The sequence below is a fragment of the Photorhabdus asymbiotica genome, assembly GCF_003634575.1.
Taxonomy (GTDB): Bacteria; Pseudomonadota; Gammaproteobacteria; order Enterobacterales; family Enterobacteriaceae; genus Photorhabdus; species Photorhabdus asymbiotica.
The window spans coordinates 380,701-397,725 of sequence record NZ_RBLJ01000004.1 but is presented as its reverse complement, the minus strand read 5'-3'; the positions used below and the strand labels follow the sequence as shown (position 1 = coordinate 397,725).

General features: G+C 42.6%; 15 protein-coding genes. 2 read left to right on the top strand and 13 right to left on the bottom strand.

Annotated features, from left to right (window positions below; all coding sequences use genetic code 11):
* Position 1 precedes the first annotated feature (1 nt).
* Together BDD30_RS17610 and BDD30_RS17605 are read left to right on the top strand one after the other, a co-directional pair.
* Positions 2-3,199 carry a non-ribosomal peptide synthetase gene (locus BDD30_RS17610; RefSeq protein WP_015834812.1) on the top strand — a complete coding sequence of 1,066 codons (3,198 nt, stop codon included), beginning with the start codon at positions 2-4 and terminating at the stop codon, positions 3,197-3,199.
* Positions 3,200-3,249: 50 nt separating this feature from the next.
* A complete protein-coding gene (locus BDD30_RS17605) occupies positions 3,250-3,609 on the top strand; it encodes a nuclear transport factor 2 family protein (RefSeq protein ID WP_121302772.1) in 360 nt (119 codons plus the stop codon).
* On the opposite strand, the gene BDD30_RS23230 is transcribed toward BDD30_RS17605, so the two are convergent.
* The 13 genes from BDD30_RS23230 to flhD all read right to left on the bottom strand — a co-directional run bounded on the left by BDD30_RS23230 (position 3,541) and on the right by flhD (position 16,312).
* On the bottom strand, positions 3,541-3,747 hold the full coding sequence (locus BDD30_RS23230) for a hypothetical protein (RefSeq protein WP_147408140.1): 207 nt from the start codon (positions 3,745-3,747) through the stop codon (positions 3,541-3,543). The two genes, BDD30_RS17605 and BDD30_RS23230, sit on opposite strands and share 69 nt — an antisense overlap.
* 278 nt (positions 3,748-4,025) lie before the next feature.
* On the bottom strand, positions 4,026-4,676 hold the full coding sequence (gene cheZ, locus BDD30_RS17595) for a protein phosphatase CheZ (RefSeq protein ID WP_015834814.1): 651 nt from the start codon (positions 4,674-4,676) through the stop codon (positions 4,026-4,028).
* A 9-nt stretch (positions 4,677-4,685) separates the two neighbouring features.
* Positions 4,686-5,075 (bottom strand): chemotaxis response regulator CheY, encoded by a 390-nt coding sequence (gene cheY / locus BDD30_RS17590; RefSeq protein ID WP_015834815.1) that lies wholly within the window; start codon positions 5,073-5,075, stop codon positions 4,686-4,688.
* Between the two features lie 196 nt (positions 5,076-5,271).
* Positions 5,272-6,324, bottom strand: a complete 1,053-nt coding sequence (locus BDD30_RS17585) for a protein-glutamate methylesterase/protein-glutamine glutaminase (RefSeq protein ID WP_041382014.1) — start codon at positions 6,322-6,324, stop codon at positions 5,272-5,274.
* Positions 6,317-7,204, bottom strand: coding sequence for a protein-glutamate O-methyltransferase CheR (gene cheR, locus BDD30_RS17580; RefSeq protein ID WP_041382016.1), 888 nt, complete (start codon positions 7,202-7,204; stop codon positions 6,317-6,319). The genes BDD30_RS17585 and cheR overlap by 8 nt, the downstream gene beginning before the upstream one ends.
* A gap of 6 nt (positions 7,205-7,210) precedes the next feature.
* Positions 7,211-8,845 carry a methyl-accepting chemotaxis protein gene (locus BDD30_RS17575; RefSeq protein WP_015834818.1) on the bottom strand — a complete coding sequence of 545 codons (1,635 nt, stop codon included), beginning with the start codon at positions 8,843-8,845 and terminating at the stop codon, positions 7,211-7,213.
* A gap of 53 nt (positions 8,846-8,898) precedes the next feature.
* Positions 8,899-10,593 (bottom strand): methyl-accepting chemotaxis protein, encoded by a 1,695-nt coding sequence (locus tag BDD30_RS17570; protein ID WP_015834819.1) that lies wholly within the window; start codon positions 10,591-10,593, stop codon positions 8,899-8,901.
* Positions 10,594-10,760: 167 nt separating this feature from the next.
* Positions 10,761-11,258 (bottom strand): chemotaxis protein CheW, encoded by a 498-nt coding sequence (gene cheW, locus BDD30_RS17565; RefSeq protein ID WP_015834820.1) that lies wholly within the window; start codon positions 11,256-11,258, stop codon positions 10,761-10,763.
* 53 nt (positions 11,259-11,311) lie between these two features.
* Positions 11,312-13,357 carry a chemotaxis protein CheA gene (gene cheA, locus BDD30_RS17560; protein WP_015834821.1) on the bottom strand — a complete coding sequence of 682 codons (2,046 nt, stop codon included), beginning with the start codon at positions 13,355-13,357 and terminating at the stop codon, positions 11,312-11,314.
* A 15-nt stretch (positions 13,358-13,372) separates the two neighbouring features.
* Positions 13,373-14,356, bottom strand: a complete 984-nt coding sequence (motB, locus tag BDD30_RS17555; protein ID WP_015834822.1) for a flagellar motor protein MotB — start codon at positions 14,354-14,356, stop codon at positions 13,373-13,375.
* On the bottom strand, positions 14,353-15,240 hold the full coding sequence (gene motA / locus BDD30_RS17550; RefSeq protein ID WP_015834823.1) for a flagellar motor stator protein MotA: 888 nt from the start codon (positions 15,238-15,240) through the stop codon (positions 14,353-14,355). Before motA ends, motB begins: the two co-directional genes overlap by 4 nt.
* A 137-nt stretch (positions 15,241-15,377) precedes the next feature.
* Entirely contained in the window at positions 15,378-15,959 is a 582-nt protein-coding gene (gene flhC, locus BDD30_RS17545; protein WP_015834824.1) for a flagellar transcriptional regulator FlhC, read from the bottom strand.
* Between the two features lie 2 nt (positions 15,960-15,961).
* On the bottom strand, positions 15,962-16,312 hold the full coding sequence (flhD, locus tag BDD30_RS17540) for a flagellar transcriptional regulator FlhD (RefSeq protein WP_015834825.1): 351 nt from the start codon (positions 16,310-16,312) through the stop codon (positions 15,962-15,964).
* Positions 16,313-17,025: the final 713 nt, after the last annotated feature.

Genomic DNA, 17,025 nt, shown 5'->3' with positions numbered 1-17,025 from the left:
TATGACACAACATCAAGGGACCTATTACCCCCTGACCGCAGCACAGCAGGAAATTTGGCTGGCTGAACAATTAAGTGCAAGTGCAGGAATTTATAATACGGGTTGTTATATTGATATTTCAGGCGCTATCGATATTGAGACACTTAACACGGCATTGTTCCAGTTGATAGATGAAGCTGAGTGTTTACGAGTGGTGGTTGTGCCTCATCCGCAAGGACCACAGCAACAGATCGTGACCAATCTGCAATGGACATGCCCACTTATTGATTTATCTAACCATGTGGATGTGTTGACAGAAGCTGAAATCTGGATGAAGGCTGAATTAGTGCGGCCAATGGATTTAACACAAGGGCCGTTGTTTGGTTTTGCGCTGCTAAAAATCAGTGATGAACGCTATTTTTTGTTCATCCGTGTCCATCATCTGGCTAGTGATGCTTTTGGCACTACGTTACTGATTCAGCGGCTTGCTGAACTGTATACCCAGAAATTGACTGGTGCCGATGAGCTGGAAAATCCTTTCGGCCCCCTTAGCGCTCTGCTGGCTTTTGATGAAGAATACCGTCGCTCGGAAAATTTTCAATGTGACCGTCAGTGGTGGTCACAGTATATGGCAGACCGAAGTGAGCCACAGAGTCTTGCCGTGGGAGCGAAACCCGGTCAGTTCGCCGACTTGGGTTCGTTCAGTTGTACCCCGTGTGAAATCCCGGCAAAGGTCAATGATATTCTGCGTACTCAGTGTGAAAAGAGTGGAAGTAGTATGGCGCAAATTATTATTGCTATTGTTGCTTCCTGGATTTCTCGTATGACCGACAAACAGGATATTACTTTAGGTATGCCAGTCACCGCGCGTTCAGGGCGTGTGTTACGTAGTATCCCGGGTATGGTATCCAATGTATTACCTCTGCGTCTGACAATAGATCCTGCTCATTCCATAGGTGACATTGGTAAACAGGTCAGTCAGGAAATTCGCCAGTTACTCCGACATCAGCAATATCGTTCTGAAGATATTTATCGCGATTTACAGCGAAATGGTTCTGCCTCCCGCTTGTTTGCACAGAATATTAACGTAATGTTGTTTAACAGCAATGTAAGCTTTGCGGGTAATCTTGGACGTACCCAAAATTTGTCCAGTGGACCGGTAGAAGACCTTACTGTGACCATTTATGATCATGGCGAAGGCCAAAGTTTACAGTTTACGCTCGATACCAATGATAACCTCTACACTCCCTACGATATTAACCTTCAGAAATCGCTTTTTCAGCACTTCCTCACTGAATTGCTAACCGATATATCACGCCCCATTGGTGAACTGACATTACCAAATTGGCACATAGGAAACAGCCTACTACCAGCACGGCGTACCGTATTAAATGAGGAAACACTAACCGCATGCTTTGAACAACAAGCAATTGCAATGCAAGATAGGGTGGCACTCACTTATCAGCAGGAAAATGTTAGTTATACAGTACTGAACCAACGTGCTAACCAACTGGCGCGCTATCTGGTATCACGACAAATAGGGCCGGAACAGCGTGTTGTAGTCTGTTTACCGCGTTCCATTGAGATGATGGTGACACTGCTGGCTATCATCAAAGCGGGTGCTGCTTACGTACCCGTGGAGGTGGATTATCCGCAAAGTCGACTTGATTTTATGATTGATGATGCTGAACCTGCCTGTGTGATCACCACCAGCGAAATTGCACAACGCCTGACAACCAATACACCCATGTTATTGCTAGATGATACGGCGTTGATTGCCAGTCTGGAAATGCAGAGTGTTGCTGATCTGTCCGATAAAGAGCGCTTGCAACCGCTGATTTCAGCACATCCTGCTTATATCATTTACACTTCTGGCTCCACCGGTGTGCCCAAAGGCGTGGTAGTGACTCATCACAATGTGATGCGTTTGCTACAAAGTACTCAGCGCTGGTTTAATTTCTCTGAAGCCGATTGTTGGACAATGTTTCACTCTTATGCTTTTGATTTTGCTGTCTGGGAGTGTTGGGGAGCATTGTTGAATGGCGGGAGACTAGTGATTGTTCCCTGGGAAATCAGCCGTTCATCCACAGATTTTTTGCAGCTTTTGATTAACGAAAAAGTGACGGTGTTAAACCAAACGCCTTCAGCGTTTCAGGCGCTGATCCATGCTGATCGAGAAACTCCTCAACTTGGGCAAAATTTGACGCTACGCACGGTGATTTTTGGCGGAGAAGCGCTGAATGCACACATCCTGGTAGAGTGGTATCAAAGACATGATGATAACGCTCCTCAGTTGATCAACATGTATGGTATTACTGAAACTACTGTACATGTGACCTATTTCCCTCTTTCACGTGAAATCGTTGCGCAGCCTGCTTCAAGTCTTATTGGTGAACCTATTGATGATCTCAGTATTTATATTCTCGATGAGGCTCAGTGCCCAGTTCCGGTAGGTTTTGTGGGTGAGATATATGTGGGCGGTGCTGGGGTAGCACATGGTTATCTGAATCGTCCTGAACTCACTGCTGAACGCTTTATTGCTGATCCTTTTGTTGACGCAGACGCACGCATGTATCGCACTGGTGACCTGGCAAGATTACGTCGAGATGGGGTACTGGACTTCCTTGGTCGCATTGACGATCAGGTTAAAATCCGCGGCTTCCGTATTGAATTGGGCGATGTGGCGGCAGCGCTAAATGCACACCCTGATATCATGCAGTCTGAGGTCGTTGTGCGTGAAGATGAAGGCCAACAGAAGCGGTTGGTGGGTTATGTCATTGCTCATCATGGGATTACGCTTGAATCACAGTTAATACGGGCCAGTCTGGCCACATACTTACCTGAAGCGATGATTCCAGCGGCAATAGTGCAACTTGATCATTTTCCATTGACCATTAACGGCAAGCTAGATCGTAAGGCGTTGCCGAAACCTATATGGAACAGTGCAGTAGTCAATGAAAGTAAAACCTTCAGCCCACGAGAACTCTCGCTTTGTTGTCTGTTTGCCGAGTTGTTGGGAGTAAAAAATATCTCTCCAGAGGATAATTTCTTTGAGCTTGGTGGCGAATCATTGGTTGCAATGCGGGTAATAGCAAGAGTGCGTAGTGACTTCGGCGTTGAAATAACGTTACGCGATCTCTTTAACGCTCCGAGGATCAGCCAATTGGTGCAACGATTAGACGCTTTACAACAGGAAAATGAAGTCGTCAGCCAAAACTAAATTTTTAACGCGATGATGCTGCCAAGTAAATAAACAGAGGACAAAACATGATGAGCCAAATAGATGAGTTAACCACAGAGCTTATCTGTGCAATGAATCAGTATGACCTTAAACAACTGGATAATATTTTTTCTGAGAATATTTCACTTCATTATCCGGGGCTTCGTCCAATGGTAGGTAAAAAGATGTCGCTTATTTTTCTCAAGAAACTTTTCTCAAATTTTAAATATTTACATTTTACGCAAACCGGTTTCATTGCCAGTAATAACAAGGCTTGCATTATTTGGGAAAATGAAGGACGTCGTAAAAATAGTGATATTTATAGCAATATGGGCGTAACATTAATCGAAGTTATGGACGATAAAATAGTTTTCCTCAGCGATTACTTTAAATTTGAAGTGCCTAATTGAGCAGAGTATCGCCGTAATAAAAATTTTGTGCTCTCTGGGTGTTGTATTTGGTTTATCTAAATGGCCTTGCACATTATCGCTATACCCTTCATCTTTCAAGCTGCTGCTTTGTTGGCTGCTTTCACTCACCCCAGTCACATAGTTATCTATGTTCCTGGGGATTCGTTCACTTGCTGCCGCGCCGCAACTCGAAATCTATTAGGTATACACCCTTGTTTTATTAATGAGTCTAGCCTCCAGAGAAAGGTGAAACGGTGACCATAAACCGTTTCACCTTTAACAACCATTGCCAAAAGATAACCACAACCGTTCTATTTTATTCCGTCAGGAAGAATAAGATTAATGTCGAAATACCATCAATATCTTCCCAAAGAATCTTTAATCTTAAAATAACAGGCTTACCCCACCACTTTTATTCAGAAACCTAAGCTATCCAGTAGATCATCAACCTGGGCCTGATTAGCAATCACACCCACGCCATTTTGATTCACTTGCGGGCCATTTAGTAAGCTATCCGTTTCTTTCTTCGCGTTCACCATTTGGTCAGCCGGTATGTTTTCCATCAAGACCATCACCAACTGTTTTTCTATTTCCTGAATAACATCCATCATGCGCTTAATAACCTGGCCGGTAAGATCCTGAAAGTCTTGTGCCATCATGATCTCCAACAGTTGGGCATTGGTAAACGCAGTATGCTCAGGTACAGTCTTGAGATAATTTCGAGTATCCATAACCAATGAGCGCGCCACAGGCATTTCAACGGGATTTTCAAACCACTCATCCCAGCGTTTCGTCAGAGATACTGCCGATGATTCCAACTCATTTTGACGAGGTTGCGCCGCCTCAACACAATTAAGCGCTCTTTCAGCTGCCTGCGCAGTCATCTGCACAACATAGTCCAGACGCTCTCTCGCATCAGGTATTGCCTCAGCAGCCTGGGCAATGGTTTGATCCAATCCCAATTCACGTAAACTATCGCGCAACATCCGCGTAAGCTGGCCGATACGGCTGATAATTTCACTGGCACTAATGGTCTCATCCCTTGGCATGACCGGATTTACACTCATTATGTCTCCTTAGAGGCCCAGTTTTTCAAATATTTTGTTGAGCTTTTCTTCCAGAGTAGCTGCGGTAAAAGGTTTAACAACATAACCACTAGCCCCGGCTTGTGCGGCAGCAATGATATTTTCTTTCTTCGCTTCTGCGGTCACCATCAAAACCGGTATCTTAGCCAATTGTGCATCTTCACGAATGATTTTTAACAACTCTAAACCATCCATATTGGGCATATTCCAGTCAGAGATAATAAAGTCAAATTGAGATGAACGAATCTTAGTCAGAGCCTCTGATCCATCCTGAGCTTCTTCTACGTTGTTGAAACCCAACTCTTTCAGTAGATTACGAACTATGCGTCGCATGGTTGAGAAATCATCAACCACCAGAAATCTAAGATCCTTATTCGCCATAAAAACTCCTTGAAATTATTTATCAGTCAGCACAGAGCCGCTTAAGAAATTAAATTTATATACCCTTCATCCTTCAAGTTGCTGCTTTGTTGGCTGCTTTCTCTCACCCCAGTCACAGAGTTATCTATGCTCCTGGGGATTCGTTCACTTGCCGTCGCGCTGCAACTCGAAATCTATTAGATATATACGACTGTCATTAAATACGAACAGCCTGCCCCGAGCTTATTTTTGCCAGCATTCTCTTACTCATTTTGAGTATATCCATGACCTCATCCACAGCTCCCAGCTGTATTGCCGCCCTTGGCATACCAAATACGACACAACTTGCTTCATCCTGAGCTAACGTGTACGCTCCGGCTTGCTTCATTTCCAGCAATCCCGCTGCACCGTCACTGCCCATTCCTGTCAGCAGTACACCAACAGCATTCCTTCCCGCAAATTTAGCGACGGATCGGAACAATACATCTACAGACGGACGATGACGATTAACAGCCGGTGCATCAGTGATCAAAACCTGATAATCAGCACCATTACGACACAGTTCCATATGACGATCACCCGGAGCAATGTACGCATGCCCTGGCAAAATTCGCTCGCCGTTTTCAGCTTCTTTTACCGTAATTTGGCTAAGTTTATTCAGTCGTTCAGCAAAAGAGCGGGTAAAACCAGGTGGCATATGTTGAGTAATAAGCAGTGCTGGGCTGGTTACAGGTAATGGTTGCAACAAACTCTTTATTGCTTCCGTTCCTCCCGTAGAAGCCCCTACTGCAATCAGTTTTTCGCTGGATAACAGAGGCTTAAAACTTAAAGGAGCAGAATCTGCCGGTGGGGTTATTTGCACAGACAATTTAGCCTGCGCGGCTGTCCGCACTTTTTCTGCAATAAGTTCACTGTAAGCCAGCATCCCTTCACGAATACCCAATTGGGGTTTGGTTATAAAATCAACAGCACCAAGTTCTAATGCTCTTAATGTGATTTCAGAACCTTTAGCAGTTAGAGAAGAAATCATAACCACAGGCATTGGCCGTAAACGCATTAATTTTTCCAAAAAATCAATACCATCCATGCGTGGCATTTCGACATCTAACGTTAACACCTGTGGGTTATGTTTTTTAATGAGATCACGAGCCACCAGTGGATCTGGCGCACAAGCCACTACCTCCATATCCGGATGGCTATTGATGATCTCTCGCATGATTTGTCGCATAAGCGCTGAATCATCGACACAAAGAACAGTAATTTTATTCATGACCTCTCCTTGCCTGGCCTACACCGTAAACGGTCTGTCCTTGCAAGTAGAATTCCCGGCTGATTTGAGTGACATTTTCGGAATGCCCGGCAAAGAGCAATCCATCGGGTTTTAATAAAGTAACAAAATGATGCAGTATCCGTTCCTGCGTCTTTTTATCAAAATAAATCATTACGTTACGACAAAATATGGCATCAAATTTACCTTCGAGCGGCCAATTGGCATCCAACAAATTGAGGTGTTGGAATGTCACCATGTCAGCAATCTGCGGCCGGACTCGGGCATAACCTTCATAAGAGCCAGTGCCTTTAAAAAAGTAACGTTTCCTCTGTTGATCGGTTAGCTGACGCAATTCATCCAGACGATAAACACCTTTACGCGCTTTCTCCAATACATTGGTATCAATATCACTGGCAATAATCTTTACCCGGTGAAAACGAGGCCCTAATACATCACTCAGTGTCATCGCAATTGAGTACGGTTCTTGTCCCGTAGATGCTGCCGCACTCCATACCCGGTACGATCCATTTTTTTTACTCGCATGCTTGGCTAACAAAGGGAAATGATGAGCTTCCCTGAAAAAAGCCGTCAGGTTAGTCGTCAATGCATTGATAAATTCCTGCCACTCATCACTATCAAGATCGTTTTCAAGAATGAATAGATATTGACCAAAATCACGGATGCCAAGTGTACGTAAGCGCCGAATTAAACGGTTGTAAACCATCTCCCGTTTATGTGCAGCGAGCACAATACCCGCACGTTGATATATAAACTGGCAGATGCGCTCAAAATGCGCATCTGACATGGTATAGCGCTGAATCATGTGACTCAGCGGTGGAGACGGCAAGCTTGCCGCTGAAGCAATTAAATTTGATTTCATCTGGCCTCAGCGAGTCTGACTGACTGCCCCTTCGCTATCCGCAGATCTCAGCGTCCGTGCAAGTTCATTTTCAAGCTTGTTTTCTGAATTATTGGGTAACTCAAATTGCGCTACAGTTTTCACCAGAATATCAGCTTGATCTTCAAGCGCCGCTGCTGCCGCAGCTGACTGTTCGACCAATGCTGCATTCTGCTGAGTAACCTGATCCATCTGGGTAACAGCTTGGGCCACTTGATGAATACCCCGACTCTGTTCATCGGATGCCGCAGCAATTTCGGCCATGAGATCTGTGACCTGATTTACTGAAGTCACCAATTCATTCATGGTTTTCCCTGCATGGCTAACCAGCTCAGAACCTTGGCTTACCCGCTGAACTGATTCACTAATTAATGTCTTAATTTCTTTCGCTGCTTCAGCACTTCGCTGTGCAAGATCCCTCACTTCGCCAGCAACAACAGAGAAGCCACGACCTTGTTCGCCTGCCCGCGCAGCTTCTACCGCCGCATTAAGTGCCAGGATGTTAGTCTGGAATGCAATGCCATCAATAACACTGATAATTGCACTGATTTTCTGCGAACTGTTAGCAATTTCATCCATCGTCTCGACAACACCTGCTGTCAATTCACCACCTTTAGAGGCTGTTTTCGATGCAGATACTGCCAATTCACTAGCCTGACGTGCATTTTCAGCATTTTGTTTTACCGTTGCAGTCAATTGTTCCATACTGGCGGCTGTTTCTTCCAGTGATGCAGCTTGTTCTTCGGTACGAGAAGAGAGATCGGTATTACCCTGAGTAATTTCCTGAATACCGCTATACATCAGGTTAGTATTCTCTTTAATCAAGGTAATGGAATTAACCAGTGAATGCTGCATATCACGCAATTTGAGGAATACTTCACCAATTTCATCATTAGTGAAAACAGCAACTTCTTTGTTTAACTTCCCTTCTGCAACATGCTGGAAGTGACTACGCATATTGGCGAATGGCCTGAGAAGATTTCTTTTTAACCACCAATGAGCCGCCCAGGCAACCACCAATACCATTAGGATCGCGCCCGCAAACATGGCAGTTGCGATTTGATAATAAAATCGACCATCTTGGACGGCGGTAGTAATCTCTTCGCCAATGTACTGCATATAATGGTTGAAATCAGATTCCAGTTGCTGCTGATATTTTTCTGTCGGCTGATCTAAAAAAGCATCATAATTACCCTTTTCTAAGAAAACCGAAAGTTCCCTAAGTGCTTTTATATATTCCTTGTAGCTGGTTTCCACTGATGCCAGTAATACACTGCTGCCATCTTCCTCATTTAATTTAGGCAAAGAAATAAACTCTGCAAAATGCATCTCAGCCTTATCCAGCGTTTCTCTGACATTAGCGACCATACCACTAATATGATCCTCAGATTGCTGTAGTGTTTTGCCTACGGCAATTCTATTAAGTGTATTACGCGATTGCAGCAAAGCTGCCCAGCTCAATCCTAATGAATCTCTTTTCTGCGTCCCCAGATCAATCCGTTCGATATAAGCCTGATCTGTGTGAATTATTCCAAGAGATAAACCACTTGAGATTATCTGCATTAAACAAAACATCATCAGTAACAGATATAAACTGGTTGATATACGAAGCCTGCCCAACATGTAATCACCTCTGTTAACGGCTGCATATGCAGCCGTAGCTATCGCTTAGTGTTTTAAAATGTTTCCCAATTAGACTGTTCTTCCACGTTACTGACTTTTTTCAATACAGGTGAATTCGATTTAACAGGAAGAGTTTTGACCACAGGTAAATGCTCAGTTTTTGTTTCAGGCTGAGGTTTATCGTCAAGATTCGGTAATTGGAATAGAGAAACCAGCTTCTTCAATCCAGCTGCTTGATCTTCCAATGCAGCAGCAGCAGCCGCTGACTGCTCAACTAAAGAAGCATTTTGCTGTGTTACACGATCCATTTCAGAAATCGCCAAGCCAACCTGAGTTATCCCTCTGCTTTGTTCATCTGAAGCAGATGCAATTTCACCCATAATGTCAGTTACGCGGGTTACTGAACTGACAATGTTGTTCATTGTTTCACCAGCACTTTCAACCAGAACAGAACCCGTATCCGCACGGCTAACTGAATCTTCTATTAATGCTTTAATTTCTTTTGCTGCTTCAGCGCTACGCTGTGCAAGGTTACGAACTTCCCCTGCAACAACCGCAAAACCTCGTCCATGTTCACCCGCACGCGCTGCTTCTACCGCAGCATTAAGCGCCAGAATGTTAGTCTGGAACGCAATAGCATCAATAACACTGGTAATATCAGAAATTTTCTGTGAACTCCCAGCTATTTCATGCATTGTCTGCACAACATTCGCTACGACTTTCCCGCCCTGACGGGCAATCTCAGAAGCACTATCAGCCAGGTTACTTGCCTGACGAGCATTTTCAGCATTCTGTTTTACTGTTGCTGTCAGTTGCTCCATGCTTGCTGCCGTTTCTTCCAAAGAAGCAACCTGCTCTTCCGTGCGTGAAGAAAGATCATTATTTCCGGCAGCAATTTCACTGGTTCCGTCATAAATACTTTCACTGCTCTGACGAACACTACTCACCGTGTTGATGAACTCTTTCTGCATATGCTTCAGGCCAACAGCTAACATACTCATCTCATTTCTGCCTGAAATCGCAATATTCTGTGTCAAATCACCGGTAGAAAGCGCTTTGATATTCTCCAGCAATTTATTTAATGGATTCAGTAAACTATGCTTGATACCAACCCAGCTGAAAATCATGGCTGAAACCAGAATCAGCATGATAATACCCAGCATAATCATCGCATTTCTGTAGGATATGCCGGCATCAAATACCACATCGGAATAGAGATGATCGTTTTGAGTCAGATAGAAATTATATTCTTCCTCAAAAGCACTCTGATATTTGCTAGTTGGCTGATTGAAAAATTCGACTGCCCGATCATGTTCAATCAGGACAATGAGATCATGAAGCGCCGAAATATAAACATCATAAGCTTTTCTAAGACGATTCAGACTTTCTGTTTCATGAATAGGCAATTTAGCGGTCTGTTCGTATTGTTCAAAACGCTGCTCTGCAATAGAAAGGTTACTTCTGGCATCAGTCAGTAACTGCTCCAACGTGTAGTAATTATCGACACCCTCATCTTTTTTCATCATGTAACGAATGCCAGCACGGTTTAAACTGTTACGGGCCTGTAACAAATTAACCCAAGTGTCATTCAAAAATGTCTGCTGTTCCCGCATCTTATCCAGTATTTCTAGATTTTCTTTGTTACTTTTCAACTCATGGAAGAAAAGTCCCCCGGATATAAATTGCAGAGCACCAAATAATATGATGACCGCCATCAGTCCGGTCACTATTTTCATTCGGTTAAACATGTTTTCCCTTTTTACAATAGATCAGCATGGGTCTGTTATCGGCATCACCAAAGAAAACTTTATTATTTAATTAAAAGAAATTTGAATATTTTTTCTGATTTGGCATTTACGGGAATACAGACAAAAAATAGCTGCCATCTGTCGATGACGGCAGCCATATTTAATGATTAGTTTTTAGCCACAGAATCTACCAGAGCCATCTCTTCACTGTTAAGCAGCTTCTCAATATCCACCAGAATCAGCATGCGATCATCAAGTGAACCCAAACCAGTCAGATACTCAGTAGACAATGTCACTGCAAATTCTGGAGCCGGGCATATTTGTTCAGCTTTGAGCGATAAGACATCTGAAACACCATCAACAACAATGCCGACCACGCGGTTTAATAGATTCAAAACAATTACAACGGTATTATCATTATAGGTAACCGTTTCTTGAGCAAATTTAATTCTCAAATCAATAATAGGAACAATAACACCGCGTAGATTGGTTATTCCTTTAATGAACGCAGGCGTATTCGCAATACGAGTGACCTGATCATAGCCACGGATTTCCTGCACTTTGAGTATTTCAATACCATACTCTTCATCACCCAAGGTAAAAACCAGATATCCTTCTCCGGCAGTTTCTCCTGACAATTTATTAAAAGCTTCTATGGCCGACATGATCTTACCTTTTACTGTGAGATTGACTATTTTTCTATGGAGGCAAGCCCCACTTAGTGCTTATTTTTTTCTAATAATTCAGCTTTACTGACCGCCAATTGGTCATGGTTAAGTTGCTGCAATGCAGAAACATCAATAATCAGCGCCACACTACCATCTCCCATAATTGTAGCAGCAGAGATCCCCGGTATTTTGCGGTAGTTACTTTCGATATTTTTCACAACTACCTGATGCTGTCCAACTAACTGATCAACCAGTAAGGCATAACGCCGACCCGCACTTTGTACAATCACAACAATTCCTTTCGTCGGATCTGTCTTCGCATCAGGAATATCAAAAACCCGGTATAACTTAATCAGTGGCAAATATTCTCCTCTCACATGCAGTAATTTTTCATCACCAGCCAGTGGATAAATATCTTCTTCCTGTGGCTGAAGAGAACTCACTACTGCACTTAATGGCAAAATAAACACTTCCTCGTTGACTTTCACTGACATACCATCAAGGATTGCCAATGTTAGAGGTAACAGAATCCGTGTAACTGTCCCTTTACCGGCCTGGAAACTAATTTGGATTTGTCCACCCATTTCTTGAATATTTCGCTTAACCACGTCCATGCCCACACCGCGACCAGATACATCTGTCACAACTTCAGCAGTGGAAAAACCGGGAGCGAAAATCAACATAGCAACCTCTTCGTTACTCATGTTTTCACTCACTGACAACCCTTGTGACATTGCTTTAGCTAGAATCTTTTCACGATTTAAGCCAGCACCATCATCAACAACTTCGATACAGATATTTCCCCCCTGATGCTCAGCAGAAAGGGTCAGGTTGCCCGTTTCAGGTTTGCCTGAAGCGAGTCGAATTTCAGGTTCTTCAATACCATGATCAAGGCTGTTACGGACCAGATGGGTCAACGGATCAATAATGCGCTCAATTAAACTCTTATCCAGTTCAGTAGAACTGCCAACCAAAGTCAGATCCACCTTTTTATTCAGTTTGCCCGCAAGATCCCTGACTAAACGAGGGTAGCGGCTAAATACATATTCCATTGGCATCATGCGGATAGACATAACAGACTCTTGCAAGTCTCTGGAATTTCGCTGTAGTTGAACCATACAATTCAACAAATCACCATGTGAAGTCGGTTCAAGATCGTTGCAATGCTGTGCCAACATAGATTGGGTAATAACTAATTCACCAACCAAGTTTATAAGCTGATCAACCTTCTCAACTGCAACCCGAATACTGGAAGATTCGGCACGTTGACGTGGTGAACCAGCTGGTGGCACAGGTGCAGGACGCCCGACAGGCAGTGTAGAATTTTTTTCCGGTTCAGTAGATTTGGCTTCAGCTGTGTCTGTATTTTTAACTTCAGCTTTTTTGAGTTCAGCGACTGGCAAGAAAGTTATCTGCTCCGGTTCAATGACAAAACAGAGTACTGCCGTAATGTCATCTTCTGTGGCTGATGTTACCAATGATGCTTCAACACTATCTCGAGTCTGTTCCGCATCATAAACCTCCCCTAGATTACCCAGTTCCTCTAGCATTAAAGAAACTTCGCGCTCTTTTAGACCAGAAAGATGAACTCGGATTCTACCTTGTTGGCTTTTAGTCGCAGCAGGCTCTGGTTTTAATTCTGGTTCGGATTCAGGTAGCTGCGATGTCGTCACAGATACGGCGGGCTCAACCTCACCTTCATTTTCTTTCTGTACTTCCAATGCAAGCTGGCGCAATGTCTCACAGATGTAGGTAAAAGTACTTTCATCCGGTTCCTGAGAACTTTTATAGGCATCCAACTGTTGCTGCATAATATCTTTGGCTTCCAAAAACAAGTTGATAATGTCAGTTGTCAGACTCATTTCATCTCGTCTGGCACTGTCTAACAAATTTTCCAGAACATGCGTAGTTTGCTGTAGTTTAATAAAACCAAAAGTCGCAGCCCCACCTTTTATTGAGTGTGCACTACGAAAAATAGCATTCAATTGTTCTTGATCTGGCGCATTTGGATCGAGCTGCAATAAATGCTGCTCCATATCCTCAAGCAATTCATCTGCTTCATCAAAAAAGGTCTGATAAAACGCGGTAATATCCATTGTTACTTTGTTACCTTAATCGGTATCACGATGAGGCTCAGCACCCGGTGATATTGGTTGAGCCAATATTGTGATTTTGTTGGATTGTTGTGATGACCCACTCTCAGCCGAATCTTTTCCTATCACCTCGTTAATTTCCTTACTATCATTAATAATCAAGGAATTGCTGCCGGTGTTTTCCTGTTCAATCTGCTTTTCCGCTTGCTTATTGAGTACTAGAATACTTATACGACGGTTAACGGGTGAACTCGCATCTTCCTGCTTTAGACGAACCGTTGAAGCCATACCGACAACTCGCAGTATTTTTTCTTCATCCAGTCCACCTATCAACAACTCTCTCCTTGACGCATTTGCACGATCCGCGGATAGTTCCCAGTTACTGTAGCCACGCTCGCCATTAGCATATTTCAAGTCGTCTGTATGACCGGACAGGCTGATTTTATTTGGAATATCGTTCAAGATGGGCGCAATCGCTCGCAAAATATCGCTCATATAACTTTCAACTTTTGCACTACCAATCATAAACATTGGCCGATTTTCCCGGTCTATAATCTGGATGCGTAACCCCTCATCCATCATGTCAATTAGCAAATGTGGACGTAATGCTTTAAGACGGGGATCAGTAATAATTAACTGATCGAGTTGCTCACGCAATCTGTTCAATCTGCGAGCGTCATCGTTAGCTTCAACAACTTCAACCTGACGAAGAGTATCGCCTTCCTGATAAAGCACATCCAACCCTCCCCCTGGAATAGGATTAGAGCTATCGCTACTACGTTCCCCTTTATTTATTGCAACTTGCAATGGAGTACGAAAATATTCTGCAATGCGGGTCAATTCCTGCGGGCTAGAAATTGCCAGTAACCACATAACCAGAAAAAATGCCATCATCGCAGTCATAAAGTCAGCATAGGCAATTTTCCATGAACCACCATGATGCTTGATGTCATTCCTTTTACGTCTTTTTACCTTAATGACAGAGACGTTTCGTGCCCTCATATTTGCTCTTCAGCTTCTTGCTGGATAGGCGCTTTCACCCGACGAACATGTTCTTCCAATTCAGTGAAAGAAGGGCGATCTGTGAGATATAAGGTCTTACGACCGAACTCAACCGCAATCTGAGGCGCATAACCATTCAAGCTTGACAATAACGTTACTTTAATGCATTGCATCATTTTGATGTGTTCACCGCTGCGCTGGCGTAAAAGCGTTGCAAGTGGAGAAATAAAGCCATATGCCAACAAAATACCAAGGAATGTTCCAACCATTGCATGGGCAATCAATGCACCAAGTTCTCCTGCCGGACGATCCGCCGAACCCAAAGCATTAACAACTCCCATCACAGCAGCAACAATGCCAAAAGCAGGAAGTGAATCACCAACCATCATAAGACTGGTTGCTGGGATCTCACTTTCCTGCTCATAAGTTTCAATTTCTTCATCCATCAAAGCTTCAATTTCGTGAGGATTCATATTGCCGCTCACAATCAACCGCATGTAATCGGTGATAAAATCCATCAAATGCTTGTCCTTAAGCAAACGCGGATACTGGGTGAAAATATCACTCTGCTGAGGATGTTCGATATCTCGTTCTAACGCCAAAACACCATGTTGGCGGGATTTGGCTAACAATCGGAAAAGCAAAGCCATCAGATCCATATACATCACTTTGTTATATTTGGATCTCCGCATGACTTTGGGCAAAACACGCAATGTTGCCTTAATCGCTTTTCCGTTGTTACCAACAATGAAAGCACCGATACCAGCACCAGTGATAATTAAAAATTCAGCGGGTTGATAAAGTGCGCCCAAATGACCACCTACAATCAGGTAACCACCGATTACCGCACCAAAAACTACGATATATCCTAAAAGTACTAACACGCGATATCCTTTAGCTAAGTTGGTGAGCGGATGGGAAGTTGAACAGTTTGAGAATTCAGAATGGCGGCAATTTCAATACAGGTTACAGGAAGAAAAATATAAGTCCGTAACCTGTAGGAACAAATTCCCATTTAAATTCACATTGCGCGCTGAGCAAGTCCATCCAGCAGTTGTGAATTAGTATCGGCAGATTGAGAAGAAAGTTTACGTTTTTTTACTGCACGTGATGGTGGTTGGCAAAGGCTACAAACAAAGCTATTTACAGGTTGATGAGCATGAGTAATAAAAGTTCCTCCACAAGTACGGCATTGTGAAGGTTGCAACATACCACTGTCTACAAAACGTACCAGAGTCCAGGCACGAGTCAGTGCCAAGACAGGTGCATCTCCTTCAACAGGAGGACATTGTTCAAGATAGAGCCGATAAGCTTTAACAACTGCCTCTACACCATCACAATAACCACTCTTGAGTAAAAAACGATAGGCATTGTAGAACATTGATGAGTGAATATTCTGTTCCCAAGTCATAAACCAATCTGTTGAAAAAGGTAACATTCCTTTGGGCGGAGGACTTCCCCTCAATTCTTTATAAAGCTTAATTAATCGCCCTCTGCTCAGTTGTGTTTCACTTTCAAGCATTTGTAACCGTGCGCCCAAAGTGATGAGTTCCATCGCAAGCTGTATATCCTTAGCTTCTTGAACTATACTTTTCCCGGTCATCTCTATGCTCTTTTCTTCACTGAAGTATCGTCTTTCGAAGATAACTGCTGAAATAAATGACTAGATAACAAAATGCCTGTGTGTATTTGTTGTAAATCATCTACCCGAGATTCTCTGGTAAGCTGCTGAATAGTTTCACTGTCTTCGAACCGAAAATTGCAGACTAATTGATTAGTCTCGGCGAGCTTTACCAACTGAGGTAATGTCAATTCAGACAACGTATCAGCCATAGAATCACTAATACCTAAACGGAACATCGCGGATGCTTTTTCATGGTTAATTAATCGCTGAGCTAAAAGCAGATACGATAAATTTATGTCATAAATATGTTTGAGCAATTCAACCGTACTCATTTCTCTATCCCGTCCGATTACATTAAAAAATCAGTTAAGTGTTCGAAAAACCACTCGTGACAAAATTCCTAAAATAGCTTAGGGATTAATAATCTCTTACATAACTAAAATATACAGGCTTAGTCAGAGTAGTAACCATCCCTTGTATTACTTTTGATTCGTCCAACTTCAAAAATATTACGGTAGTGAGTTGCAAAAGTATTATTGCATTACCTGATATAACATTTTTTACTGTCGATTAAGAATATTCTTAATGCAAGACAACTTTACTCCTGAATCATCAACTTATACAACGTAAATAGAACGCCATTTTAAATACTATGTGACATGACTCACAAAAACAAAGGCTTTTAATATGCATTTAATCGATGGATTGCTCACTAACCATTCAAACAATTAAATAAAATCCGAAATCTCGATTTTAATAAGTTAAATTATCTAAATAAAAATATTAGATATATTTTTTGGTTTTATACGATCTATTAAACTTATAAATTTAAAAAAACGATAAAAAATCCTACCCTTAGTCAAACAATCGATTGAAAAGGCAGTTTTATCTTTGAGTAGTAAGTATAAACAATAATCTTATTCTGAGATCTGATATCTCCACTGACACAATGAAACTGATTAAATTTATGTAAAATTTAGTTACAAAAAAGATACTGGTATGATCACTTTTAGTTTAGATTTGTTCTTTTTTTAATCTCAAGGTC

Excerpts from the sequence above, each read along its gene's own strand:
- cheW (WP_015834820.1), bottom strand. The coding sequence starts at position 11,258 with ATGTCGGCCATAGAAGCTTTTAATAAATTGTCAGGAGAAACTGCCGGA.
- cheR (WP_041382016.1), bottom strand. The coding sequence starts at position 7,204 with ATGAAATCAAATTTAATTGCTTCAGCGGCAAGCTTGCCGTCTCCACCG.
- cheY (WP_015834815.1), bottom strand. The coding sequence starts at position 5,075 with ATGGCGAATAAGGATCTTAGATTTCTGGTGGTTGATGATTTCTCAACC.
- flhC (WP_015834824.1), bottom strand. The coding sequence starts at position 15,959 with ATGACCGGGAAAAGTATAGTTCAAGAAGCTAAGGATATACAGCTTGCG.
- cheZ (WP_015834814.1), bottom strand. The coding sequence starts at position 4,676 with ATGAGTGTAAATCCGGTCATGCCAAGGGATGAGACCATTAGTGCCAGT.
- BDD30_RS17575 (WP_015834818.1), bottom strand. The coding sequence starts at position 8,845 with ATGTTGGGCAGGCTTCGTATATCAACCAGTTTATATCTGTTACTGATG.
- BDD30_RS17610 (WP_015834812.1), top strand. The coding sequence starts at position 2 with ATGACACAACATCAAGGGACCTATTACCCCCTGACCGCAGCACAGCAG.
- motB (WP_015834822.1), bottom strand. The coding sequence starts at position 14,356 with ATGAGGGCACGAAACGTCTCTGTCATTAAGGTAAAAAGACGTAAAAGG.
- BDD30_RS17585 (WP_041382014.1), bottom strand. The coding sequence starts at position 6,324 with ATGAATAAAATTACTGTTCTTTGTGTCGATGATTCAGCGCTTATGCGA.
- cheA (WP_015834821.1), bottom strand. The coding sequence starts at position 13,357 with ATGGATATTACCGCGTTTTATCAGACCTTTTTTGATGAAGCAGATGAA.
- BDD30_RS17605 (WP_121302772.1), top strand. The coding sequence starts at position 3,250 with ATGAGCCAAATAGATGAGTTAACCACAGAGCTTATCTGTGCAATGAAT.
- BDD30_RS17570 (WP_015834819.1), bottom strand. The coding sequence starts at position 10,593 with ATGTTTAACCGAATGAAAATAGTGACCGGACTGATGGCGGTCATCATA.
- flhD (WP_015834825.1), bottom strand. The coding sequence starts at position 16,312 with ATGAGTACGGTTGAATTGCTCAAACATATTTATGACATAAATTTATCG.